We start from the raw sequence: 22,774 nt of genomic DNA, 5'->3' as shown, positions 1-22,774 counted from the left end.
GAGGCGGGGACCCAGGCTTTAGCTTCGGACCCCGCCCTTGGCCTTTTTCACCTACATCATGGCCAGCCGACGGAATGGGACGCTCTATACGGGTTCGACCGACGACATTGGTCTGCGCGCCTGGCAGCACAAGGAAGGGGCGGGGTCCAAGTTCACCGCCGAGCACGACGTAGAGAGGCTGGTCTGGTTCGAAACGCACGAAACCCGCGAGGCGGCGTTTCGACGGGAGCGTCAGATCAAGAAATGGAATCGGCAGTGGAAACTGCGGCTGATTGAAGAAATGAACCCCGGCTGGCGCGATCTCGTCGAGACGCTGAGCGCATAGCCAAAAACCTGGGTCCCCGCCTCCGCGGGGATGAGCGGAAGTTGTTCGGATCATGCAGACCCTGAAAACCAAAGTCCTGATCATCGGCGCCGGCACCGGCGGCTATGTCGCGGGCATCCGTTGCGGCCAGTTGGGGCTGGACACCGTGCTGGTGGACGGCGGCGACGGCCTGGGCGGGACCTGCCTGAACGTCGGCTGCATTCCGTCCAAGGCCATCATCCACGCCGCGGGCAAGTATGAGACGGTGGCCAAGGCCGCTGGCGACGGCACCCTGGGCATCACCGCGTCGGCCCCGGCCATCGACCTGTCCAAGACGGTCGAATGGAAGGACGGCATCGTCAAGAAGCTTAACGCCGGCGTCGCCGCCCTGCTGAAGAAGGCCAAGGTCAAGGTCATCAAGGGCTGGGCCGAGTTCTCGGACGCCAAGACCTGCCGCGTCGAGACCGCTGACGGCCCCATCCTGATCACCGCCGAACACGTCATCCTGGCCACGGGGTCGGAGCCGGTCGAACTGCCCTTCCTGCCCTTCGGCGGCGACGTGATTTCGTCCACCGAAGCCCTGAGCCTGTCGGAGGTGCCCAAGAAGCTGGTCGTCGTCGGCGGCGGCTATATCGGCCTGGAACTGGGCATCGCCTTCCGCAAGCTGGGCGCCGAGGTGGCCATCGTCGAGATGGCCGACCGGCTGCTGCCGCTCTACGACAAGGCCCTGACCGACCCGGTGCAGAAGTGGCTGGAGAAGCACGGCGTCGAGCTGTTCCTCGGCGCCCGCGCGGGCGGCTTTGGCGACGGCAAGCTGAACGTCACCGACAAGGACGGCAATCCGATGCAACTGGACGCCGACAAGGTGCTGGTCACCGTCGGCCGTCGCCCGCGCACCAAGGGCTGGGGTCTGGAGACCATGGGCGTCGCCATGGACGGCGCCTTCGTGAAGATCGACAGGCGCTGCGCCACCTCGATGAAGAACGTCTGGGCCGTCGGCGACCTGACCGGCGAACCCATGCTGGCGCACAAGGGCTCGGCCCAGGGCGAGGTCGTGGCCGAGATCATCGCGGGCCATGACCGCGTCTTCGATCCCGTCACCATCGCCGCCGTCTGCTTCACCGAGCCGGAGATCGTCTCGGCGGGCCTGGGTCCGCAGGACGTCGAGGGCCGCGACGATGTGATCCAGTCCGTCTTCCCCTTCGCCGCCATCGGCCGCGCCCTGGCCATCGAGGCCGGCGAGGACGGCGGCTTCGTCCGCGTCATCGCCTCCAAGACCGACCACCGCATCCTGGGGATCCAGGCCGTCGGCCAGCACGTCTCCGAGATGTCCAACAGCTTCGCCCAGATGCTGGAAATGGGCGCCGTGCTGGAGGACGTGGCGGGAACCATCCACGTCCACCCGACCTTGGGCGAGGCCTTCCACGAGGCCAGCCTGCGGGCCTTGGGGCACGCTATACACATCTAAAGTCGCTCGCTGCTTGAGCGCGTTCTTCCTTCTCCCCTCGTGGGAGAAGGTGTCGTGCGGAGCATGACGGATGAGGGGTGACGGCGCCGCCGCTTGCTCGCTCAGGCGCCGCCATTCTTCTTCCTGACCCCTCAGCGCTGACACCCCTCATCCGAGCGCCTCCGGCGCCCACCTTCTCCCTCAAGGGGAGAAGGAACCGGTCCCGCTTGCCCTCGTCAAACGAAAGTCCGACCCTCCCCGCAAACGGGAGGCTTCGATGAGCGCCGAGACCCATTACCTGGCCGTCTTCACCAGCGACAAGACCGGCCCCAAATGGCGGGCATGGCGCGCCATGAGCGAGGCCGAGCAGGCCGAGACGGCCCGCATCGGCGTGGCCGCCGTCGCCGCCTGGGAAGAGGCGCACCGCGACGCCATCGTCTATCAGGGCGGCCCGCTGGGCCCGACCAAGCGCATCGGCGACGACGGCGCCGTGACGGACATGGTAAACCTGCTGACCGTCTTCATGGTGGTGCGCGCCGACAGCCACGAGGCGGCGACCCGCCTGTTCGAGGGCCACCCGCACATGTCCATCTTCGTCTGCGACGGGGTGGAGGTGATGCCGGTGCTGGGGTGATGACCGTGCTGGTTCTTACCGTCAGCCATTGACGCCATTGTCGTAGGCTTGGCTATAGCTATTGCGGAAAACAACTTCAGAGCTAAGACTGGCCCCAAGATGGGGACCTATAAATGACAGTGCCGACCATGGACGTGGGCCTTGCGACGGTTCTTCCCGGCGCAACCCGCTTCAACTTCGAGAACAATGTAAACCCGACCTACAGAGGGCGCGTGGTCGTCGGCGACAACGATATTAGGCTCGCCTTCATCAAAGACCTCGACAGCAAACAGCTAGCTAACGAACTCTTGGCCGCCGCGTTGGCAACCGCGGCAGGCTTGCCGATCCCACGTCCCTACCTTGGCTTTGTGCCGGATGGAGACCTTTCCTTGTCAGCGGCTCCTGCCTCGGCGGATGGTTCTGGGCGGTACGTTTTCGTGTCAGTCGATGCTCAGACACCCGCCATTTGGCAGTGCTACGACCGGGCAGACCCAACAGCGTACGAAGACGCTTGTCGTCGCTTGGGGGTGTGGCCGAAAACTGGGCTGATGTATGGGTTCGATAGCTGGATTGCGAATACGGATAGGCACCAAGGCAATCTTCTGTTCGAGGGAGACAACGTCTATCTCATTGATCACGGTCACGCTTTTGCAGGGCCAACTTGGACCGTCGCAGACCTTGACCCTAGCAAGATATTTTCAAACAAGTTGCGCGATTGGCTGACGCCCTACATCCCGAAGGACCAGCGAGACCAAAAATTGGCTGAAGCTATGAGTGTGTGCTCGCTCGCCAATGATAATTCTCTGACCGAGGCTGGCGCAGCGAGCAACTTCGGTCAATTTTTGGATGCGAGCGAAGGGTCTGCCCTTGTCTCGTTTCTGAAAGATCGTGGGCAGCACCTAAAACCGATTGTGGCGGACGCGCTACAAACGAGCGTCGGAGCGGCGTGATGGAGATGAGATTTCCATCTCTCCGGCAGCGCGTTGACGCGCAATGGATGCCACTGCTGTTGCGACCATTCGCCGATTCCCCGGAACGTCTTGTCCTTGGCATCGCTGCTGTATCCAAGGATGACTTCCACCTAGAATGTGCAAATTCACTCGAACGTCTTGAATGCCTTCTGGCTGGCAAAGCCTCGGAAGTAATTGAAGTCGCACGGCTAGCTTTACGTTCATTCGAAAAGCAACTCGCTGAGCACGGGCTCCTTATAGGTCGCGAGTTTCGTGCACCTGTGAGCGGAGTGATGATTGGCAACCCACAAGATGCGGCAGGAATCTCGCTTGTAGAGATTTGTGAGTTTTGGCTCGCAGCAACTTCTTCGCTACATGATAATAACCGTCGAGAAATTTTTTCATCAGACCAGAACGTCGCGCTTTATAATAAGACAACAGAAAGCAAAAAGGCGCCAGCAGCCGAAGTAATACGCAAAGTTCTTGCCGAAAAACCTAGCTTGATCAGCAATTTTAGACCTCATTTTATTAGAGCCAAAAGACTTCCTGCGCACCAGAACGACGTTGACTACAAAAGCGAAAGCATTGTGGCCAATATTGATTTTATGGCTCCGAATTTTCGCGCACAGACCGTGAACAGGATCGTCAAGAGAATGTGGGATCTCGAGATAGATCGGGGTAGCAACGACAATGCCCCGTCGGACTCTCACGAAATGCTTGTAGAAGTTCCGCAAAGAGACGAGATGAGTAGACGCGATGCTGATCGACTGAATGAAACAGTTGAACAACTTACTTGGCAGGCTGATCAGCGCCGAATTCGCTTTCGACCTCTTCACAGCACTGAGGAAATAAGTGCGCGAATCCTGCAAGCGGAAGCCGCATAAGCTGAACGAGTTGCGCGAGTGCTAATGCACCCGCGCCTTGCCGATCTCCAGCCCGTCCTCGCCGGCTGACACGGCCACCACGGACCCGTCCTCGATCTCGCCGGCGAGGAGTTTTTTGGCCATGGGGTCGACCAGTTCCTTCTGGATGACGCGCTTGAGGGGGCGGGCGCCGTAGACGGGGTCGTAGCCCTTGTCGGCGAGCCAGTTGAGGGCGCTGTCGTCCAGGGCGAGCGTCAGGCGACGGTCGGCCATCAGCTTTTCGAGGCGAGCGAGCTGGATGCGGACGATGCCGCCCATCTGTTCGCGGCCGAGGCGGTGGAACAGGATGATCTCGTCGATGCGGTTCAGGAACTCGGGCCGGAAGTGGGCGCGGACCTGTTCCATGACCAGGGGACGGACGGCCTCGACATCCTCGCCCTCGGGCTGGTCGGCCAGATACTGGCTGCCCAGGTTGGAGGTCATGATGATCAGGGTGTTCTTGAAGTCGATGGTCCGGCCCTGGCCGTCGGTCAGGCGACCGTCGTCCAGCACTTGCAGAAGCACGTTGAAGACGTCGGGGTGGGCCTTTTCGACCTCGTCGAACAGGATGACCTGATAGGGGCGACGGCGCACGGCCTCGGTCAGGGTGCCGCCCTCGTCATAGCCGACATAGCCGGGAGGGGCGCCGATCAGGCGGCTGACCGAGTGCTTCTCCATGTATTCGGACATGTCGATGCGGGTGATGGCGTTGTCGTCGTCGAACAGATAGCCGGCCAGGGCCTTGGTCAGCTCGGTCTTGCCCACGCCCGTCGGGCCGAGGAAGAGGAAGCTGCCCAGCGGCTTATTGGGGTCGTTCAGCCCGGCGCGGGCGCGACGCACGGCGTCGGACACGGCTTCCAGAGCCTCGTCCTGACCGACCACGCGGCGGCCCAGTTCATCCTCCATCTTGAGCAGCTTCTCGCGCTCGCCCTCCAGCATCTTGTCGACGGGCACGCCGGTCCAGCGGCTGACGACGGCGGCGATCTGCTCGGCGTCGACGACCTCTGGGGTCAGGGGGCCTTCGGCGGGTTTCTCGGCGGCTTCGGCGTCGGTCAGCTGACGTTCCAGCTGCGGAATCTGGCCGTAGGCGATCTCTGAGGCGCGGCCGAGGTCGCCGGCGCGTTGGGCGGCGGCCAGTTCGGCGCGCAGACGGTCCAGGGTCTCGCGCAGTTGCGCGCCCTGGCCGACCTTGGCCTTTTCCGACTTCCAGCGGGCGGTCATGTCGTCCGACTGGCCTTCGAGGTCGGCGATCTCGTCGTCGATCTTCTCCAGACGCTGCTGCGAGGCGCTGTCGCTTTCCTTCTTCAGGGCCTCGCGCTCGATCTTGAGCTGGACCAGGCGGCGGTCAATTTCGTCGAGCGCCTCGGGCTTGGAATCGACGGCCATGCGCACGCGGCTGGCGGCCTCGTCGATCAGGTCGATGGCCTTGTCCGGCAGGAAGCGGTCGGTGATGTAGCGGTTCGACAGGGTGGCGGCGGCGACGATGGCGCTGTCGCTGATGCGCACCCCGTGGTGGACCTCGTACTTCTCCTTGAGGCCGCGCAGGATCGACACCGTGTCCTCGACGGTGGGTTCGGCGACAAAGACCGGCTGGAAGCGGCGGGCCAGGGCCGCGTCCTTTTCGACGTGCTTGCGGTATTCATCGAGCGTGGTGGCGCCGACGCAGTGCAGTTCGCCGCGCGCCAGGGCGGGCTTCAAGAGGTTGGAGGCGTCCATGGCCCCGTCGCCCTTGCCGGCGCCGACCAGGGTGTGCATCTCGTCGATGAAGAGGACGATGCCGCCCTCGGCCTGGGCCACCTCGTTGAGCACGGCTTTCAGGCGCTCCTCGAACTCACCGCGGTATTTGGCGCCGGCGATCAAGCTGCCCATGTCGAGCGACAGGACCTTCTTGTCCTTCAGGCTTTCGGGCACGTCGCCGTTGACGATCCTCAATGCGAGGCCCTCGACGATGGCGGTCTTGCCGACGCCAGGCTCGCCGATCAGGACGGGGTTGTTCTTGGTGCGGCGGGCCAGGACCTGGATGGTGCGGCGGATCTCCTCGTCGCGGCCGATGACGGGGTCGACCTTGCCGTCGCGCGCGGCCTCGGTCAGGTCGCGGGCGTAGCGTTTCAGGGCGTCGTAAGAATCCTCGGCGCCGGCGCTGTCGGCGGTCTTGCCCTTGCGCATCTCGGCGACGGCTTCATCCAGCTTCTTGGGCGTGACGCCGGCGGATTTCAGCGCCTCGGCGGCGGCCCCGCCCTCCTTGGCGATGGCGGCCAGCAGGCGCTCGGTGGTGACGAAGGCGTCGCCGGCCTTTTTCGAGGCCTCCTCGGCGGCGTTGAAGACGCGGGCGGTGTCGCCGTCCAGATAGAGCTGGCCCGAGCCGCCCTCGACCTGGGGCCGCTTCTTCAGCAGGCCTTCGGTGACGAGCTCGACGGCGGACGGGTCGCCGCCGGCCTGATCGATCAGCTTGCGGGCCAGGCCGTCGCGTTCCTCCAGCAGCACCTTCAGCAGGTGCTCGGGCGCGAACTGCTGGTGCCGCCGGGCGAGCGCCAGCGACTGGGCGGATTGGACGGCCTGTTTGGCGCGGTCGGAATAGAGGTCGAGATTCATGGTGCAGTCCACTCGGAAGGCGGAAATACATCAACGCGCCCTTCGACGAAGCGACGCCTTGAGTTGTGTCAAACCGAGGTGGGTGTGGCGGATCGGCCACGCAAGCCCCGTCACCCGCGATTGATGAAAGGGGTCGTCCGGGCCTAGCGTGGCTATCGGAGGCTTCATGGAATTTCTGACGCACGTGCCGGTCGATCGGACGGTCGTCCTGCCGTTCCTGGCGGCGGTGGCGCTGATGGAGCTGACGCCGGGGCCGAACATGGGCTGGCTGGCGATCGTCTCGCTGTCGCAGGGGCGGACGGCGGGGCTGGCGGCGGTGGCCGGGATCACCCTGGGCCTGACGCTGTGGATGGTGGCCGCCGCCTTCGGCCTGACCGAGGTGGTGCTGCTTTGGCCCGCCCTCTACCAGACCATCCGCTGGGCGGGGGTGGGCTTCCTGCTGTGGCTGGCCTGGGACGCCTGGCGCAGCACCGGCGACGGTGCGGACGCGGCGCCCATCGAGACGCGGCGGCGCGCCCTGTTCCGGCGCGGCCTGATCGGCAACCTGCTGAACCCCAAGGCGGCCCTGCTCTATGTCGTCCTGCTGCCCGGCTTCATCCGACCGGCGCAGGGGCCGCTGCTGGCGCAGGCCCTGACGCTGGGGAGCCTGCATGTCGTGGTCAGCGTCATCGTCCACTCGGTCATCGTGCTGACGGCGGCGCGGGCGGGCGGCGCCCTTTTGACGCGCGCCCAGGGGCCGAGGATGCGCGCCGCCATGGCCCTGGGCCTGGTCGCCGTCGCGGTCTGGACCGCCTGGGAGACGCGGGCCTGATGATCAGCCCCCGGTCGGGCCGGTCGAGAAGTCGAACTGCGGCTCGGGCTTGCGGGGACCGCCGCCGAAGGACCAGGTCAGACCCAGGTAGAAGGCGCGCAGGTTGATGTCCTGATCGACGCGCTCGCGGAACAGGGGCGTGTCATAGGTGGTGGCGCCGCCGAAGGAGTTGAGGATGTCGCGCGCGGTGAACTGCAGCGATAGAGTCTCGTTGAGCTTGCGGCGATAGCCCAGATTGACCATCCCGCCGCTCTCGCGGGTGCCTTGCGCCAGCAGCTGGTCGCCCTGCCAGAAGCCCATGACCTGGACGAAGTCCTTGGGCGTGGCCTGCCAGTTCAGGCTGAGGCGGCCCGTCACCAGGTCGCCCTCGCGGTCCCGCGCGCCGGGGATGCCGGCGGCGTCGATCTCCTGACGGAAGGCGTTGAGGCTGGCGTTGTAGCGCAGGGTCGGGTGCAGGCGACCGCTGGCGGTCACTTCGACGCCGAGGTCGCGCCGGGCGCCGAGGTTCTCGGGCCGGGTCAGCAGGACCCCGCCGCCGACGTCGGTCGCCACGTCGGTGAAGGCCTTGGTCGTGTCGCGGTAATAGGCGGTGGCCTGATAGAAGCTCTGGCCGCGCCGCATCTGCCACATGGCCTCGAAGCTGTCGGTCTCTTGCGGCTCCAGGCCGGGGTTGCCCGAGCGCAGGTTCAGCGGATCGCCGTAGCTCACGAAGGGGTTGAGCTGGGTCGGCTGCGGCCGCTGGATGCGGCGCGAATAGCTGGCGCGCAGGGTTTGGGTATCCGTCAGCTTGTACTGAACGTGGCCGGTCGGATAGGCGCGGAAGTAGTCCTGAGAGGCGCGCACGGCGTTGGTGACGTCCTCGACCTCGACTTCAGCCTGCTCCAGGCGCAGGCCGAACTGGGCCGACAGCTTCTCGCCGAACGGGCGCTCATAGGTAGCGTAGAGGGCGTGGACCGTCTGTTCGGCCTCGAAGCGGTTGCTCAGGCTCGGCACGGGGGCCAGGGCGGCCTCCGACGGGCCGCGCCGAAGCACGGCGTCCTGATCCGGGCGGCTGAGGCTCAGCTCATAACCGGCGCGCAGCTTGGAGCCGTCGTCCATCGGGCGGGTATAGGCGCTGGTGAAGCCGACCGTTTCCTGAGCGCTGAGATTGCTCTGCTGCTCGTACAACGTCGGCGACGCCGGAACCGAGAAGACGTTGGCGTTCAGCGACGTGCTCTCATGGTCGTTGCGGTCGTAGCGCAGCTCGTTGGACCACTCATGGCCCGAGGTGTCGAACTGATGCAGGACGCGGGCGGTGGCGCCCCAACCGTCCATGCTGAAGCCGCCCACGCCGTCGCGGGCGTAGGCCGAGGTCAGGGTGCCCGACGCATCGCGCGTTTCGAACAGCCCCCAGGCCTCGGAGTCCGCCTCGAAGCGGTTGGCGCGCAGCTCGCCGGTCAGCATCGTCTTGTCGGTCAGGCGGTATTCGGCGGCGAGCCGGGCGAAGACTCCCTTCTGGATCATGTCGTTCTCCTGGACCGTCGTGGTCGTGGAGGTGACGGCGCCGGTGACGGGGTCGAGCTGTTCCCGCAGCCGGTCGAAGGCGAAGTTCTGATCGTCGTAGCGATAGTTGACGTCGCCGGTCAGGGTCAGCTTGCCGCGCTGGCGCGACCCGCTGGCGCCGAGGTTCCAACGCCCGTTGTCGCCGACATTGACCCGCAGGGAGCCGGTGGTGGTCGTCGTCGCCGGAGCGCCGGGCGCTCCGACAGCGGCCGGCGGGGTCGGCTTGGTGATCAGGTTGATGACGCCGCCGGAGCCCTCGGGGCTATAGGCGGCGGAGGGGTTGGTCATGACCTCGATCCGCGCATAGCGGCTGCCGGGCAGTTGCAGGACGGCGTCGGCGCGGTTCGGCCCGGACAAGATGGCCGAGGGGCGGCCGTCGACCAGGATGGTGACATTGCTGTCGCCGCGCAGGGAGACATTGCCCTGGGGGTCGACATCGACGGAGGGCAGGTTGCGCAGGGCCTCGGCCAGGGTGCCGTTCGCGGCCTGAAGATCGTCGGCCAGGCTGTAGCTGATGGAATCGATGGAGGTCCGCACGTCGTTGGCGCGGGCGGTGACGACGACGTCGCCCACGGTGGCGGGCTGATCCTTGTCTTCCGCGTCCTGCGGGCTCGGCGTGGCCGGGGGCGTCTGGGCCTGCTGGGTTCCTGCCGCGGGCGGCGGCGTCTGGGCGGCCAGGACGGCGCCCGCCGGCAAGGCCAGAACGGCTCCCAGCAGCGGAGCAAGCTTCAGTTTCGACATGGTCGCGTCCCTGCGGACGTCCCCTCGACGCCCCCTCGAACAGAGCGACTATCAGCCGGTCGTCGCCGACCACAGTTACATCTTCTTCATGCCGATGGCCGCTCTGTGACATGACATGGAACCCCAAGCGTCGCCGTGCGCTAGGGACCCATGCTGACGACCAAGATGAACCCCCGTGTCTTCTGGGGGGCCAGCGCCATCGCGGGCGCCCTGCTTCTCCTCGCCATGATCGCGCCCTCGACGTCCGACCTGATTTTCGGCGCGGCCCAGGCCTGGGTGATCGACACCTTCGGCTGGTTCTATGTGGCCGTCGTCGCGGGCTTCCTGCTGTTCGTCACCGTTCTGGCCGTGGGACCGACGGGGCGGCTGAAGCTGGGACCGGACGACGCGGAGCCGGACTTCCCCTATGTCTCATGGCTGGCCATGCTGTTCGCGGCGGGCATGGGCATCGGCCTGATGTATTTCGCCGTGGCCGAGCCGGTGCAGCACTATATCGCCCCGCCCGAGGCGGCGCCCGGCACGATAGACGCCGCGCGCGAAGCCATGGTCATCACCTATACCCACTGGGGCGTCCACGCCTGGGCCATCTATGCCGTCGTGGGGTTGAGCCTGGCCTATTTCGCCCACCGCAAGGGTCTGCCGCTGACCATGCGGTCGGGGCTCTATCCGCTGCTGGGCAAGCGCATCAACGGGCCGATCGGCGACGCGGTCGACATCTTCGCCATCTGCGGCACCCTGTTCGGCATCGCCACCTCCCTGGGCCTAGGCGTGGCCCAGATCACCTCGGGTCTGAACTATGTGGCGGGCGTACCCAATACGGTGATGGTACAGGTCGGGCTGATCGTCGTGGTCATGGGGGCGGCGACGATCTCGGTGCTAACCGGGGTGGACAAGGGGGTGCGGCGGCTGTCCGAGCTGAACCTGATCCTGGCCGTCTGCCTGATGCTGTTCGTGCTGGCGGTGGGGCCGACCCTGTTCCTGCTGCGGGCCTATGTGCAGAATTTCGGCCTATATCTGGATCACTTCTTCGTCCGCACCTTCACCCTCTACGCCTATGAGCCGCGGGCCTGGATGGCGGACTGGACCCTGTTCTACTGGGCCTGGTGGATCGCCTGGTCGCCGTTCGTGGGGATGTTCATCGCCCGCATCTCGCGCGGGCGGACGGTGCGGGAGTTCGTCATCGGCGTGCTGCTGGTGCCGACCGCCTTCACCTTCCTGTGGATGACGGTCTTCGGCAACTCGGCCATGGGCCTGGACCTCGGCATAGCAGGCGGCGCCATTTCGGACGCGGTGCAGGCCGACCTGTCGACGGCCCTGTTCCACTTCCTGGAATACCTGCCGGGCACGGCCATCACCTCGACCCTGGCGGTGGCCCTGGTGGCCGTCTTCTTCGTCACCTCGGCCGATTCCGGCTCGCTGGTCATCGACACCATTGCGTCGGGCGGAGCCGAGGAGACGCCGCGCTGGCAGCGGGTCTACTGGTGCGGGCTTCTGGGGCTGACGGCGGCCCTGCTGCTGCTGGCGGGGGGTCTGGGCGCGCTTCAGGCCGCGACCCTGGTGGCGGCCCTGCCGTTTGCGGTCATCATGATCCTGCTGGCCTTCGGACTGGCGCGGCAGATGGACGCCGACCTCAAGGGCGAGGCGATCGAGACCGAGGCGCCGCCGATCCGAGAGCGGCTGAAGCGCATCTTCGCCCCCGCCAGCCGCAAGGACATCGCCCGTCAGATCGAGCGGCAGGGCGCGCCGGCCCTGGTCGAGGTGCGCGACGCCCTGGTCGAGGGCGGGCTGGAGAACAGCCGCGTCGAGATGGACGAAACCGGGGTTTGGCTGGTGGTCGAACACGCCAATGGCCGCGACTTCCTCTATCGCATCGGCGCCCGGTCGCGGCCCCTGCCCGCCCTGACCGCGCTGGAGGCGCCGGAGGCGAGACGCGCGCTGGAATGGCGGATGACGGCCCAGACCGGGGACGGCACGCGCGCCCGAGACGTCACCGGCTTTACGCGGGCGCAGATCGTGGCCGACGTGCTGGACCATCTGCAACGGTGGCGGCTGGCGGCCTGACTTCCGTCATCCCGGAAGCGGCGCAGCCGCTATCCGGGACCGCAGGAAACGCAGACGGCGGCGTCTTGAGCGGTCCCGGCTCTTCGCCTCGCCAGCGAGGCTGCGGCCGGCATGACGGGCACAGTCAGGTCTTGGCCCGACGGACGCAGAACGCTAGCGTCGCGGTTCTGTGTTTCGGAGCCTGCCCATGTCCATCCGCCTGTCGCGCCGCGCGGCGCTGATTTCCTCCGCCGTCGCCGCCTCCAGCGCCGCCCTGCCCGGTCTGGCCCTGGCCCAGGTCCGCGCCGATACGCGTACCGACGAGGAGATCGCCGCCGCCGCCGACGCCTGGGTGCAGCGTTGCATGGCCGCCTGGCCGGAACAGCCCGCCGTGTCCCTGGCCCTGGTCCGCGACGGCAAGACCGTACTGGCCAAGGGCTATGGCGTACGGCGTCAGGGCAAGGCCGAGCCCGCCGACGAACACACCCTGTTCGCCATCGCCTCAAACTCCAAGAACGTCACCGCCGCCTGCCTGGCCATCCTGGTCGACGAGGGCAAGGTGAAGTGGGACGAGCCGATCAGGACCTATCTGCCGGGCTTCACCCTGTCTGACCCGATGGTGGGCGAACGCATCACCGTGCGCGACACCCTGAGCCACCGCGCCGGGTTCGGTCTGGGCGCCGGGGACCTGCTGTTCTGGCCCAACAGCGACCGGACGCGCGCCGAGGTCCTGGCCCAGGCCGCCTTCGTGCCCATCGAGGACGGGTTCCGCGAGGACTACCACTACTGCAACCTGATGTTCGTGGTGGCGGGCGCGGTGATCGAGAAGGTGTCCGGCCTGTCGTGGGAGGACTTTGTCCAGACCCGCATCTTCGACAAGGTGGGCATGAGCGAGAGCGTGCCCCTGGCGCGCCTGGCCGATCCGAAGAAGAGCGCTCTGCCCCACGGTCGGGTCGGGCCGCCGCTGCGCTATCAGGGCGCGATGACCCAGATCGCGGAGTCCATCGTCGAGGTGTGGAACTGGGATTCCGCGGCGGCGGCGGGCGGCATCTGCGCCAGCGCCCACGACTGGGCCAAATGGATCGCCGTGCGCCTGAACGACGGCAAGCTGGCCGACGGGTCGCGGCTGTTCTCCGAAGCCGCCGCGCGCGAGATGTATAAGCCCAACATCATCGTCTCCTCGTCCAACGGACCGACGGCGGAGCTGCCCAACCGCGCCGTGGCCTCGACCTACGCCATGGGCTTGCAGGTGCAGGACTATCGCGGCGAGCGTCTGGCCACCCACGGGGGCGGCTCGCCCGGCGGCATCTCGGCCACGGTGCTGATCCCCGGCCGCAAGATCGGCTTTAGCGTCTTCACCAACGCCGAGGAGAGCTTCCTGCTGCGCGCCCTGCGCTCGGGCCTGTCGGACATCGCTATGAACCAAGTGGACGTTGACTGGATCGCCGACTCCAAAAAGCGGGAGGCCGAGGGGGTCGAGAAGTCGCTGAAGGCCGCCGTCGAGATCGACGCCAAGCAGACGGCGGGCGCGGCGCCCTCCATGCCGCTGGACGCCTATGTCGGAACCTGGCGCGACCCCTGGTACGGCGACATCGTCATCGAGCCGAAGATCGAGGGGCGCGGCCGTAACCGCAAGACCGGGCTGTGGCTGCGCTTCACCCACACCCCGGCCTTGCAGGGATGGCTGGAGCCCTATGACGGCGAGACCTTCCGCACCCGCTTCCCCGACAAGCGCGAAGAAGACGCCTTCATCACCTTCAACATCGCCACGGCCAAGCCCGCGACCGCCACGGTCAAGGGCGTGTCGCCCGACATCGACTTCTCTTACGACTATCAGGACCTGCGGCTGACGCGGATCTGACCTTCTGCACAGGACGATGAACAAAAGTCGGCGCGGGAGTCTTTAGTCGGGACCCGCAAAGGAGACCCCGCTTGCCGCGCTATTTCTTTCATACCGAAAACGGGCGCCTGATCCCCGATGAAGATGGTCAGGAACTGGCCGATGCGGACGCGGCCCACGCCGTCGCCCTCGATACGATGGGGGAGATCCTGCGCTATCAGGGACGGGCCTTCTGGAAGACCCGCCAGTTCAGGGTGATCGTCACCGACGATCGCCAGACCGAAGTCGTCAGGCTGACGACCTGCGCCAGTCAGTCGTCGACCTAGGCGGTCATCCGGGTCGGCGCTTCCATGACGAAGGCCAGGTGGTCGCCGTCCAGCACCTCGACCCGATGAACCTGGGGCCATTCGGCCAGCACCGGCGCAAGGAATTGGGAAATTTCACCCTCGGCCGGGCAGTCGATATGCCGCAGATGCGGGACCTGACCCTCGCGAACCGTGATCAGACAGAGATAGGTCGTCATAGAGCTTCCCCACGCGAGGGCCGCGCACCGAGAAACCTAAGCCGTTCAGAAATCTCTGCATTCACATATGTAAGTTCGGAAATCGGCAAAGTACGACACTGACCTACGGCAACGCTTCGACGCTTCAAGCGTTCGCACAGTCGCTTTTTTGTGGGCCCTCCCCAATGACCAACGCCCTTATCGAAAAACTGACGCGCCGCGACATCGTCTCGGCCAGCGAGCTCACCGCCCTGGCCGAGGTGCTCGACGCGCCGCGCAAGGTGGACGCCCATGTGGATATCGTGCTGGAGCACGCCTATACCGAGCACAGCATCCTGCTGCTGGAAGGCTTCACCGCGCGCTATTCCACCCTGGCGGACGGGCGCCGTCAGATCACCGAGATCAATGTCGCCGGCGATTTCGTCGATCTTCACAGTCTGCTGATGAAGCAGATGGACCATGGCGTGGTGACGCTGTGTCCTTGCGTCATCGCCCATGCGCCGCACAGCCGCCTGCGCCGCCTGACCGAGGAGCACGCCCACCTGACGCGGCTGCTGTGGCTGGACACCATCGTCGACGCCGCCATCCATCGCCAGTGGCTGGTGGCCATGGGGCGGCGCAGCGGGCTGGGCCATCTGGCGCACCTGGTGTGCGAACTCTTCACACGCCTGAGCGCTGTCGGTCTGACCGAGGGCCAGACCTTCAACCTGCCGCTGACCCAGACGGTCCTGAGCGACGCGCTCGGTCTGTCGACCGTGCACGTCAACCGATTGATCGCGGAACTGCGGCGCGAAGGCCTGGTTCGCTGGAGCAATCCTCAGGTCGAAATTCTGGACTGGCCGCGCCTGTCGCAGATCGCCGAGTTCGGCCCGACCTATCTGCGGCTGCATTCGCAGCCGGTCTAGCCTCAGCGCGCCGGCGGACGCTGGCCGGCTTCGAGGATGGGCATGCCGGCCTCGGTGGGGATGTAGATGGTCTGGCGGCCTTCCTTGCCGGCGGTTTCCTGCAGCATGTTGATGTAGGACCAGCGCAGATAGGCCTCGGGTCCGCCCAGGGCCTGGGCCATGATGCGGTTGGCCTCGTTCGCGCCCTTGGCGCGCTCGATCTCGGCGGCGGCGGTCAGCTTGGCCGAGTCCAGGGCGGCCTGAGCCTCCAGCACGCGGATGCGACGGTTCTGCACCGCCTCTTCGTAGGCCGCCTTGCCCGCCATCTGCTTGGAATAGACGTTGTAGGTCGGGAAGCCGACCAGAACGACGGCGATCAGCACGCCGACAGCGATGACCGAACCGATAGTGAAACCCACGCCGCGCATCCGCGCCTCCCCTGAAATCTGAAGGCGCTCAGGGTGGACGCCGCAAACGGCGGCGGTCAAGCACGACCCGGCGACATCTCGCTACAGGCGTATTTGATTTACCGCACAACTTGCGCGGCCTAGTCAGCCGCGATGATTGGCGAACCCCATTCTCGGTTATCGGCCCTGCGCGTCCTTCTGGTCGGCGACGCGCGCATGGCCTTTCCCGTGGCCAAGGCCCTGAACCAGGCGGGCTGCCGGGTCTTCGCCGGGGTTTCGATCTCCAGCAACTATCTGGAATGGTCGCGCCATGTGAGCGGGTCCTTCCGCCATTCGCCGCTGGAGCCGGGCACGGACGAGGCCCTGCCGGTCATCCTGAACTGGCTGGAGCGAAACCCCGTCGACGTCATCCAGCCGGTCAGCGAGGCGGGCTCGCGCTTCATGACGCGCCACCGGGCCGCGTTCGAGGCGCGCGGGCGACTGATCATGCCCGAGGCCGAGACGGTCGAGACCTGCATGAACAAGACGGCGATGTTCGAGCTGTGCGAGACCCTGGGCGTCGCCCTGGCGCCCTATCGGCGGGTGCGCGACATGGAGGGCCTGTTCGCGGCCGCCGAGGCCATAGGCTATCCCCTGATCGTCAAGCCGGCCGTGGTCGACGCCGAGCTGTTCGACCGCAAGGCGCTGATCATCACGGATACGGCGCAACTGGCCGTCGCCATGCCGCACTGGCCGGACATCCACCCCGAGTTGATCGTTCAGAAATATCTGACCGGCCCGCGCCACAGCGTCATCTTCAGCGCTGATCGCGGACGGCTGCTGGGGGCGGTCGAGATCAAGGCGGCGCGCACCCACGAGTACGACGGCACCGGCTACACCACCTATGGCGTGACGGTCGAGCCGACGCCCCTGGTGCGCGAGGGGGTCGAGAGGCTGGCGGCGCACCTGGCCTATTCCTCGACCGGCTGCGCCCAATTCATCGTCTGTCCGACGACCGGGGCCGTGACCTTCATGGAGGTCAATCCGCGCGTCAGCCTGGGACGGATTTCGGAATGCGCCGGTCTGCCGCACAGCGTCTGGGGGCTGAAGCTGGCCCTGGGACAGGCCATTGAGCCGCCCGCTGATCCCTGGGCCGTCTATCGGCGCGGGGTGCGCTATGTCTGGACCAAGGGCGATCTGACCCTGCTGGGCAAGCAGATCAGGCGCGGCCAGGCGAAGCCGGGCGAGGCGCTGCGGCGGCTGACCCAGATCGCCGTCGACGCCGTTCAGTGCAGCCACGCCATCTTTGATCCCCTGGACCCGCTGCCGGCGCTTGGCACCTATGGCAACATCCTGATCAAGCGCTGGCGGCGCTATCCGGCATACCGGACCGCTTGACCGGCGCTACCGCCGAGCGGGCGCCGGGACCAGTTCGATCAGGTCCAGATTGGACTCGTTCGCCGGCCAGGGGATGACCATGCGCCAGCGGCGTTCGCCGATGCGCTCGACCACGGCCACCATGTCGCGTTCAGGCCGCTGGCCATAGGAGCGGGCGGCGGGTTCGGAGGCCAGGACCATTGAACCCAGGAAGACCATGTGACGGTCGTTCTCGGGGAAGAGCAAACCGCTGGGGCGCTGCGACCCGGTCAGCTTGGAGAATTTCAGCCCGGCCGAGGTCTGTTCAATGCGGCAGGCGAACCAGCCATAGACGACATAGCCCAGGCCCTCGTCGCCGCCCTGCGAGCCCAGCTTGACGGTGCGGCAGCGGTAGGCGCCAACGGGCGGCGTCACCGAGGGACGCGCCGCGCCCGGGTCGATCAGGTCGCCCAGGCTGGACAGATCCCCCGATCCGGGCTGACGTTTGGCCTGTTGCAGGGCCAGGGTCCAGGCGGCGTCGCGGCGCTGATAACGGTCGCGGTCGGCGGCGGTGATGACCCCGCGCCAGTCGGTGAGGACGGCGCCGCCGGGGGCGTCGGGCGCGGACGGCGGCGGAGGGGGCGGAGGCGGCGGCGGCGTGGTCGCGCAGCCGGCCAGCAGGGCCGTCGCCAGAAGGCTCGGCGTCAAGGCGCGAGGAACCCTCGCCTTGAAACGCGAAATGCCGGCTGACGAACGTGACATGGGCTCTCCCTAGCACAGGGTCGAAGCCCCTGCCGCCTAGGAAGCCCTCCGGGCGCGCCGCGTCAACCCCGGCGATCCAGCACGGCGTTCGACGAGCAGGCTGCAAAAGGCGCTCTACGCGGCGTCGGCTGCGCTCGCCGACGTCGCTGGCGTCGGGGTCAGGGCGCGCGACAGGGCCTCGACCAAGGCCGGGATCTGCAAGGGCTTGGTCAGGTATTCGGCGAAGCCCGCCTCCCGGCCGCGCCGGATGTCGGCGAAGGCCGCGCGGGCCGACAGGGCCAGGACCGGCACGCCCCGCGTCAGGGCGTCCTCGGCCAGCCGCGCCTTGACCTCGAACCCGTCCATGCCGGGCAGGTTGATGTCGAGGATGATGACGTCGGGGCGCAGGTCGCGGGCCAGGGTCAGACCCTCCGGTCCTGTCTCGGCCACATGCAGCTGGATGCGGCCCAGGGCCGTGATCACATGGCGCATCAGGGCGATGTTGGAGGGGTTGTCCTCGACATAGAGCAAGGTCGCCTCCGGCAGGGGCGTCGCCGGCACGGGCGAGGCCGAAACCAGGCGCGGCGTCTCGGCGGCGACCGGCAGATGGACGATGAAGACCGACCCTTCGCCTTCGCGGCTTTCGGCCTCCAGCCGCCCGCCCATGGCCTGGATCAGACGCCGCGCCACGGCCAGGCCCAGGCCTGCGCCCGGCACGTCCGAGGCTTCGCGGCCCAGGCGGTTGAAGGGCTGGAACAGCTCGGCCATGCGGGCGGCGGGCAGACCCGGCCCGGTGTCGTGGATGCTGAGGCTGACCCCTTCGGCGGACTGGCGCGCCTCGATCAGGACGGCGCCGCCGGGGCGGTTGTATTTGACGGCGTTGGCGATCAGGGCGGTCAGCACCTGACGCAAGCGCTCGCAATCGGCGCGGGCGGCCAGACCGGCGACGGGCGGCGGTTCGCGCAGGTCCACGCCCGCCGCCTCGGCCATGGGACCCAGGGCCTGGCAGACCTGACGCGCGACCAGCAGGGGATCGACCCGTTCGACCGCCAGCGCCAGCCGCCCGCCCTCGATATCGGCCAGGTTCAACACCTCATCGACCAGGGTCAACAGACGGGCGCCGGCGGCGCGGATCTGTTCCAGCGCCTGATGCTGGCGATGGGTGAGCGGCTCGCTCGCCTCGTTCATCCGCATCAGGTCGGAGAAGCCGATGACGGCGTTCAAGGGGGTGCGCAATTCGTGGCTCATGCTGGCCAGGAACTCGGTCTTGGCGCGGTGCGCGGCCTCGACCTGGGCCGCCTGGCCTTCGGCGGCGGTCAGGGCGGTCTGAAGTTCGCGCGCCCTTTGCTCAGCGCAGGCTTCGAGCGTGAGGTTGATCCGCCGGAGGATCGCGACCTCGCGTCGAGCCTTCATCGCCATCCGCAATCCCGCCCAGCAGCCGGACAAGGCCAGGGCGACCACCACCAGAACGAGTTCCATCGCACGTCCCTCCGATACCGCGAGAGTGACGCCTATAGATTGCAGTTATGTAAATATACGCGCCAAGGTTGCGCGCGGGCGATCAGCCCTCGTCGGCGGCTGGTTCGACCTTGCGGCGCGGGGCGCGACGCTTGGGCGCGGGGACCTCTTCCGCCGTTTCCGCCTCGTCCGAGGACGAAGCCGTGGGGCGGGTCAGGAAGCCGGGCAGGCCCATGCCGTCGCTGACTTCGCCTTTGGCGGGGGCATCGCCAGCCACATCGGCAGAAGGGGCGCGTTCGGCGCGCGGACGGCGCGGGGCGCGGGCGGGACGGGCCTCGGCCTCTGCGGCCTCGACGACCGGAGCGGCGTCGTCCGAACCGGCCTCGGGGACATATTCGGCCTCGGACAGAGCGCGGGCTTCGTCCTCGGGCGTGGCCTCGCCGGCCTCGAAGCGACGGTTGCGTTCCTCGCGGCGACGCTCCCAGCGTTCACGGCGGGTTTCGCGGCGACCGCCCTCGCGGGCTTCGCCCTCGGCGCGAGGTTCGCCCTGTTGCTGCTCACGCGGTTCGCGCGGTTCGCGCTCGGCGCGGGGCTCGCGCGGCTCACGATCGCGATCACGGTTGAAGTCGCGGTCCCGGTCGCGGTCACGGTTGTTGTCGCGATTATTGAAGTCGCGGTCGCGGTTGGCTTCGCGTTCGGCGCGCTCGGCCTGACGGCGGGCCTCGTCGTCGAGCTTCTGCTGTTCGGCCTGGGCGGCGGCGATGATGGCGGCGGCCTGGGCGCCCGACTCGTCTTCGAAGTCGATGTCGAAGCCCTGACCGGCCAGTTCGCGTTGGGCGATCTCAGACACCGGACGCTGCGGCTGCAGGGCGCGCAGGACGCGGAAATAGTGTTCGGCGTGCTGGGTGTAGTTCTCGGCCAGCACCCGGTCGCCGGCGGCCGAGGCGTCGCGCGCCAGCTGCATATAGCGTTCATAGACGGTCTGGGCGTTGCCGCGGACCTTGATGTTCTCGGGGCCTTGCGAATCCCACGACCGATTCGGGTTGGTGGCGTTGGCGTTGTTGCCGCCGCCGCTACCGGGCTTCCGGTTGCGTCCGCGCTGACGCTTCATGCCCTTGAAATCTCTCATCGGAGCTTACCGTGCTGGTGCGGGCCGCCGCCGGTTGAGGGCGGGCAGGACCCAGTTCGTCGTTCCGTTCGGTCGGGGCCAATCCCCGTATCGATGTGCTCGGAAAACTGTTTGTCGCCCTGTGGTCCGCCGGGCCAACCCGGCCCGACCGTCACTGGCCCAGACGCGCTTGAGCGAGCAAACCGGCCCGAAAAAGGATGCGTATGAGTGGGAGACAAGAAACGACTTAGCGCGCGATGGCGTCGTTTCCAAGGCTTTTATTGCGCGGCGCTTTCGGTCCGCGTCAGTCTTCCGGGATGGGATCGACGCGCGGGTCGGGGCCGTTGGTGACGACGCGGTCGCGGTCGCCCAGGTCCTTGACCACCTTGACCCCGGTGAAGCCGGCGGCCTCGAACAGGGCCTTGACCTGCGCCCCCTGATCCCAGCCGATCTCGACGGCGAAGACGCCCTCGGGGCGCAGGATGCGGGCGATTTCGGGCGCCAGGTCGCGATAGGGCTGCAGCCCGTCGGGGCCGCCGTCCAGCGCCAGATGCGGATCGTGCTCGCGCACCTCCGGGTCCAGGCCGGGAATGTCGCCGGTCGGGATATAGGGCGGGTTGGACACCACCAGGTCGAAGCTGTCCTCGGCGAAACCGGCGGCCCAGTCGGTGCGGATGAAGGTGCAGCGACCGTTCAGGTCCAGATTCGCGGCGTTCTCGCGCGCCACGGCGATGGCCTCGGTCGAGATGTCCGTGCCGACGCCGCGCGCGCCTGCGCGCTCCATCAGGGTCGCCAGCAAGATGGCGCCCGAGCCGGTGCCCAGGTCGATCATTTCGAAGGCGCGCTGGGGCGGGAAGGCGCGGACGATGACGTCCAGCAGGGTCTCGGTGTCCGGGCGCGGGCTGAGCACGTCAGGGGTGACGTTCAGCATGATCTTCCAGAAGCCCTTCTTGCCCAGGATGCGCGAGACAGGTTCACGCCGGACGCGGCGGTCGATCATGGCGTCCAGGGCGGCGATCTTGTCGGCGTCGAGCTCGCGGTAGGGGTCGGTCAGGATGTCGACGCGGCCCGCGCCGGTGGCGGCTTCCAGCAGCAGGCGGGCGTCGATCGACGGGCTGTCGACGCCGGCGGCTTTCAAGCGGGCTTGCGCACCTTTCCAGGCGGTGAGCAGGGTCGGGACGGCGGGGGCGTTTTCGGACATGACGGGTGATTGGCGCTTGCGGCGGGCGATTTCAAGACGGAACGCAGATAGAGCGAGGCCGTTGAGGGGCGGATGGGGATGCAGAACCTGATGAAACGGCTTGCGCGGCGGCGTGGAAACGGCGGCGCGATCTGGCGTTACCTGGGCGCGGCGGCGGGCGGCCTGGCGGCCGGGGCCACGGCGGCGCACCTGCTCTATACGCAGGGGCACAAGTACGGGGTCGAGCTGCGGCCCAAACGGCCCGAGCCCCTGCCCCCGCGCGATCCGACTCCCGAGGACCATGACGCCAAGGACCCCGGTCGGGGACGGCTGGCCCAGCATCCGGTCCATATTCCACGCAAGGGCTGGATCGACATCATCTGGCGCACAACCATGGGCTATTTCGGCGACCGGGTCGGCTTCGTCGCCGGAGGCGTGACCTTCTTCATGCTGTTGGCCCTGTTCCCGACGCTCGGCGCTTTCGTCACCATCTACGGCCTGTTCGCCGACCCCGCCGACGCCTGGAGCCAGCTGAGCTTCCTCTATGAGGTGCTGCCGTCGAACGTGGCCCAGTTCCTGGGCGCGGAAATGCAGCGTCTGGCCAGCGGTTCGACCGGCGAGCTGACCTTCACCCTGGTGTGGACCCTGGCCCTGTCGCTGCTGGCGGCCAACGGCGGGGTGAAGACCCTCTTCTATGGGCTGAACCTCGCCTATCACGAGGTCGAACGGCGCAACATCATCACCTACAACCTGATGTGCATGGGCTTCACCGTGTCAGGCCTGCTGGCGGTTCTCATCAGTTCGGGTCTGGTAGTCGGCGTGCCGGTCGTGCTGGCGGTGTTCGGGCTGGAAGAGGAATGGGCCCACCTGGCGCCCCTGCGCTGGCCCCTGCTCTACTTCGGCTATGTCGGCGCCCTGGCGCTGATCTACCGCATGGGGCCGTGTCGCGCGCGGGCGCGCTGGCGCTGGCTGACGCCGGGCGCCCTGTTCGCGGCGGCGCTGAGCCTGCTGGTGTCTTTCCTGTTCAGCTGGTTCCTGGGCAACTTCGTGCGCACCGATTCCTACGGTCCGCTGGCGGCGGCCATGGGTTTCCTGCTGTGGACGTGGATTTCAGTGCAGGTGATCCTGATGGGCGCGCGGCTGAACGCGGAGATCGAGCATCAGACGGCGCTGGACACCACTATCGGCGCGCCCCTGCCGATCGGCGAGCGCGGGGCGATCATGGCGGATTCGGTCGGCCCGCGTCGCGGCAATCCGGCGGCCCTGGCCTTTACGCTGAAATACGCCGAGGCCCTGGGGGACCGGATGCTGAAGCGGCGGGTGCGGCGCAGGTAAAACGATACTCTCCCTCCCCTTCATGGGGAGGGTGGTCGCGCA

Annotated in this window: 20 protein-coding genes; 12 read left to right on the top strand and 8 right to left on the bottom strand. The window is 67.1% G+C overall.

Features of this window, described 5'->3' with window-relative positions; all coding sequences use genetic code 11:
- Positions 1 to 37: 37 nt before the first annotated feature.
- From DXK21_RS09500 to DXK21_RS16515, 5 genes are all read left to right on the top strand, one after another.
- The gene (locus DXK21_RS09500; protein WP_114817540.1) at positions 38 to 325 is read left to right on the top strand and encodes a GIY-YIG nuclease family protein; all 288 of its coding nucleotides are present in this window, start codon (positions 38 to 40) and stop codon (positions 323 to 325) included.
- 52 nt (positions 326 to 377) lie between these two features.
- Complete coding sequence (lpdA, locus tag DXK21_RS09495) at positions 378 to 1,772, top strand: dihydrolipoyl dehydrogenase (protein WP_245945170.1); 1,395 nt, start codon at positions 378 to 380, stop codon at positions 1,770 to 1,772.
- A gap of 256 nt (positions 1,773 to 2,028) precedes the next feature.
- Positions 2,029 to 2,385 (top strand): hypothetical protein, encoded by a 357-nt coding sequence (locus DXK21_RS09490; RefSeq protein ID WP_114817538.1) that lies wholly within the window; start codon positions 2,029 to 2,031, stop codon positions 2,383 to 2,385.
- Between the two features lie 113 nt (positions 2,386 to 2,498).
- Positions 2,499 to 3,314 carry a HipA family kinase gene (locus DXK21_RS09485; RefSeq protein ID WP_162790620.1) on the top strand — a complete coding sequence of 272 codons (816 nt, stop codon included), beginning with the start codon at positions 2,499 to 2,501 and terminating at the stop codon, positions 3,312 to 3,314.
- Complete coding sequence (locus DXK21_RS16515) at positions 3,314 to 4,198, top strand: hypothetical protein (protein ID WP_162790619.1); 885 nt, start codon at positions 3,314 to 3,316, stop codon at positions 4,196 to 4,198. Before DXK21_RS09485 ends, DXK21_RS16515 begins: the two co-directional genes overlap by 1 nt.
- A gap of 21 nt (positions 4,199 to 4,219) precedes the next feature.
- Here DXK21_RS16515 and clpB read toward each other — a convergent pair whose 3' ends face one another.
- Positions 4,220 to 6,808, bottom strand: a complete 2,589-nt coding sequence (gene clpB / locus DXK21_RS09480; RefSeq protein ID WP_114817566.1) for an ATP-dependent chaperone ClpB — start codon at positions 6,806 to 6,808, stop codon at positions 4,220 to 4,222.
- A 166-nt stretch (positions 6,809 to 6,974) separates the two neighbouring features.
- On the opposite strand from clpB, the gene DXK21_RS09475 reads away from it, so the two are divergent.
- A complete protein-coding gene (locus tag DXK21_RS09475; RefSeq protein WP_114817565.1) occupies positions 6,975 to 7,619 on the top strand; it encodes a LysE family translocator in 645 nt (214 codons plus the stop codon).
- 3 nt (positions 7,620 to 7,622) lie between these two features.
- Here the strand turns inward: DXK21_RS09475 and DXK21_RS09470 are convergent, their stop codons facing one another.
- Positions 7,623 to 9,902 carry a TonB-dependent receptor domain-containing protein gene (locus DXK21_RS09470; RefSeq protein WP_114817536.1) on the bottom strand — a complete coding sequence of 760 codons (2,280 nt, stop codon included), beginning with the start codon at positions 9,900 to 9,902 and terminating at the stop codon, positions 7,623 to 7,625.
- A gap of 150 nt (positions 9,903 to 10,052) precedes the next feature.
- Between DXK21_RS09470 and DXK21_RS09465 the strand changes: the two genes are divergently transcribed.
- From DXK21_RS09465 to DXK21_RS09455, 3 genes are all read left to right on the top strand, one after another.
- Positions 10,053 to 11,963 carry a BCCT family transporter gene (locus tag DXK21_RS09465; protein WP_114817535.1) on the top strand — a complete coding sequence of 637 codons (1,911 nt, stop codon included), beginning with the start codon at positions 10,053 to 10,055 and terminating at the stop codon, positions 11,961 to 11,963.
- 187 nt (positions 11,964 to 12,150) lie between these two features.
- Positions 12,151 to 13,803, top strand: a complete 1,653-nt coding sequence (locus DXK21_RS09460; protein ID WP_114817534.1) for a serine hydrolase — start codon at positions 12,151 to 12,153, stop codon at positions 13,801 to 13,803.
- A gap of 71 nt (positions 13,804 to 13,874) precedes the next feature.
- Positions 13,875 to 14,108, top strand: a complete 234-nt coding sequence (locus DXK21_RS09455; protein WP_114817533.1) for a DUF6894 family protein — start codon at positions 13,875 to 13,877, stop codon at positions 14,106 to 14,108.
- On the opposite strand, the gene DXK21_RS09450 is transcribed toward DXK21_RS09455, so the two are convergent.
- Entirely contained in the window at positions 14,105 to 14,305 is a 201-nt protein-coding gene (locus DXK21_RS09450; RefSeq protein ID WP_114817532.1) for a hypothetical protein, read from the bottom strand. The two genes, DXK21_RS09455 and DXK21_RS09450, sit on opposite strands and share 4 nt — an antisense overlap.
- A 164-nt stretch (positions 14,306 to 14,469) precedes the next feature.
- Here DXK21_RS09450 and DXK21_RS09445 point away from each other — a divergent pair, with 164 nt between their 5' ends.
- Positions 14,470 to 15,189, top strand: coding sequence for a Crp/Fnr family transcriptional regulator (locus DXK21_RS09445; protein ID WP_114817531.1), 720 nt, complete (start codon positions 14,470 to 14,472; stop codon positions 15,187 to 15,189).
- Positions 15,190 to 15,191: 2 nt separating this feature from the next.
- On the opposite strand, the gene DXK21_RS09440 is transcribed toward DXK21_RS09445, so the two are convergent.
- On the bottom strand, positions 15,192 to 15,656 hold the full coding sequence (locus DXK21_RS09440) for an SPFH domain-containing protein (protein ID WP_245945169.1): 465 nt from the start codon (positions 15,654 to 15,656) through the stop codon (positions 15,192 to 15,194).
- Positions 15,657 to 15,791: 135 nt separating this feature from the next.
- Between DXK21_RS09440 and DXK21_RS09435 the strand changes: the two genes are divergently transcribed.
- Complete coding sequence (locus DXK21_RS09435) at positions 15,792 to 16,952, top strand: ATP-binding protein (RefSeq protein WP_211306005.1); 1,161 nt, start codon at positions 15,792 to 15,794, stop codon at positions 16,950 to 16,952.
- Between the two features lie 6 nt (positions 16,953 to 16,958).
- Here DXK21_RS09435 and DXK21_RS09430 read toward each other — a convergent pair whose 3' ends face one another.
- The 4 genes from DXK21_RS09430 to prmC form a co-directional block, all read right to left on the bottom strand.
- Positions 16,959 to 17,672, bottom strand: a complete 714-nt coding sequence (locus DXK21_RS09430) for a DUF4893 domain-containing protein (protein WP_114817528.1) — start codon at positions 17,670 to 17,672, stop codon at positions 16,959 to 16,961.
- A gap of 114 nt (positions 17,673 to 17,786) precedes the next feature.
- Positions 17,787 to 19,130, bottom strand: a complete 1,344-nt coding sequence (locus DXK21_RS09425) for a hybrid sensor histidine kinase/response regulator (RefSeq protein ID WP_114817527.1) — start codon at positions 19,128 to 19,130, stop codon at positions 17,787 to 17,789.
- An 82-nt stretch (positions 19,131 to 19,212) separates the two neighbouring features.
- Positions 19,213 to 20,238, bottom strand: a complete 1,026-nt coding sequence (locus DXK21_RS09420) for a DUF4167 domain-containing protein (RefSeq protein ID WP_114817526.1) — start codon at positions 20,236 to 20,238, stop codon at positions 19,213 to 19,215.
- 283 nt (positions 20,239 to 20,521) lie between these two features.
- On the bottom strand, positions 20,522 to 21,418 hold the full coding sequence (prmC, locus tag DXK21_RS09415; RefSeq protein ID WP_114817525.1) for a peptide chain release factor N(5)-glutamine methyltransferase: 897 nt from the start codon (positions 21,416 to 21,418) through the stop codon (positions 20,522 to 20,524).
- 72 nt (positions 21,419 to 21,490) lie between these two features.
- Between prmC and DXK21_RS09410 the strand changes: the two genes are divergently transcribed.
- Complete coding sequence (locus tag DXK21_RS09410) at positions 21,491 to 22,732, top strand: YihY/virulence factor BrkB family protein (protein WP_114817524.1); 1,242 nt, start codon at positions 21,491 to 21,493, stop codon at positions 22,730 to 22,732.
- Positions 22,733 to 22,774 lie beyond the last annotated feature (42 nt).

Source organism: Brevundimonas bullata (genome assembly GCF_003350205.1).
Classification (GTDB): Bacteria; Pseudomonadota; Alphaproteobacteria; order Caulobacterales; family Caulobacteraceae; genus Brevundimonas; species Brevundimonas bullata.
This window is presented reverse-complemented; position numbering and strand designations above follow the sequence as displayed.

Excerpts from the sequence above, each read along its gene's own strand:
- DXK21_RS09485 (WP_162790620.1), top strand. The coding sequence starts at position 2,499 with ATGACAGTGCCGACCATGGACGTGGGCCTTGCGACGGTTCTTCCCGGC.
- DXK21_RS09420 (WP_114817526.1), bottom strand. The coding sequence starts at position 20,238 with ATGAGAGATTTCAAGGGCATGAAGCGTCAGCGCGGACGCAACCGGAAG.
- DXK21_RS09470 (WP_114817536.1), bottom strand. The coding sequence starts at position 9,902 with ATGTCGAAACTGAAGCTTGCTCCGCTGCTGGGAGCCGTTCTGGCCTTG.
- DXK21_RS09460 (WP_114817534.1), top strand. The coding sequence starts at position 12,151 with ATGTCCATCCGCCTGTCGCGCCGCGCGGCGCTGATTTCCTCCGCCGTC.
- DXK21_RS09410 (WP_114817524.1), top strand. The coding sequence starts at position 21,491 with ATGGGGATGCAGAACCTGATGAAACGGCTTGCGCGGCGGCGTGGAAAC.
- DXK21_RS09425 (WP_114817527.1), bottom strand. The coding sequence starts at position 19,130 with ATGGAACTCGTTCTGGTGGTGGTCGCCCTGGCCTTGTCCGGCTGCTGG.
- lpdA (WP_245945170.1), top strand. The coding sequence starts at position 378 with ATGCAGACCCTGAAAACCAAAGTCCTGATCATCGGCGCCGGCACCGGC.
- DXK21_RS16515 (WP_162790619.1), top strand. The coding sequence starts at position 3,314 with ATGGAGATGAGATTTCCATCTCTCCGGCAGCGCGTTGACGCGCAATGG.
- DXK21_RS09430 (WP_114817528.1), bottom strand. The coding sequence starts at position 17,672 with ATGTCACGTTCGTCAGCCGGCATTTCGCGTTTCAAGGCGAGGGTTCCT.
- clpB (WP_114817566.1), bottom strand. The coding sequence starts at position 6,808 with ATGAATCTCGACCTCTATTCCGACCGCGCCAAACAGGCCGTCCAATCC.
- DXK21_RS09475 (WP_114817565.1), top strand. The coding sequence starts at position 6,975 with ATGGAATTTCTGACGCACGTGCCGGTCGATCGGACGGTCGTCCTGCCG.
- DXK21_RS09490 (WP_114817538.1), top strand. The coding sequence starts at position 2,029 with ATGAGCGCCGAGACCCATTACCTGGCCGTCTTCACCAGCGACAAGACC.
- DXK21_RS09445 (WP_114817531.1), top strand. The coding sequence starts at position 14,470 with ATGACCAACGCCCTTATCGAAAAACTGACGCGCCGCGACATCGTCTCG.
- DXK21_RS09465 (WP_114817535.1), top strand. The coding sequence starts at position 10,053 with ATGCTGACGACCAAGATGAACCCCCGTGTCTTCTGGGGGGCCAGCGCC.
- DXK21_RS09450 (WP_114817532.1), bottom strand. The coding sequence starts at position 14,305 with ATGACGACCTATCTCTGTCTGATCACGGTTCGCGAGGGTCAGGTCCCG.
- prmC (WP_114817525.1), bottom strand. The coding sequence starts at position 21,418 with ATGTCCGAAAACGCCCCCGCCGTCCCGACCCTGCTCACCGCCTGGAAA.
- DXK21_RS09435 (WP_211306005.1), top strand. The coding sequence starts at position 15,792 with ATGGCCTTTCCCGTGGCCAAGGCCCTGAACCAGGCGGGCTGCCGGGTC.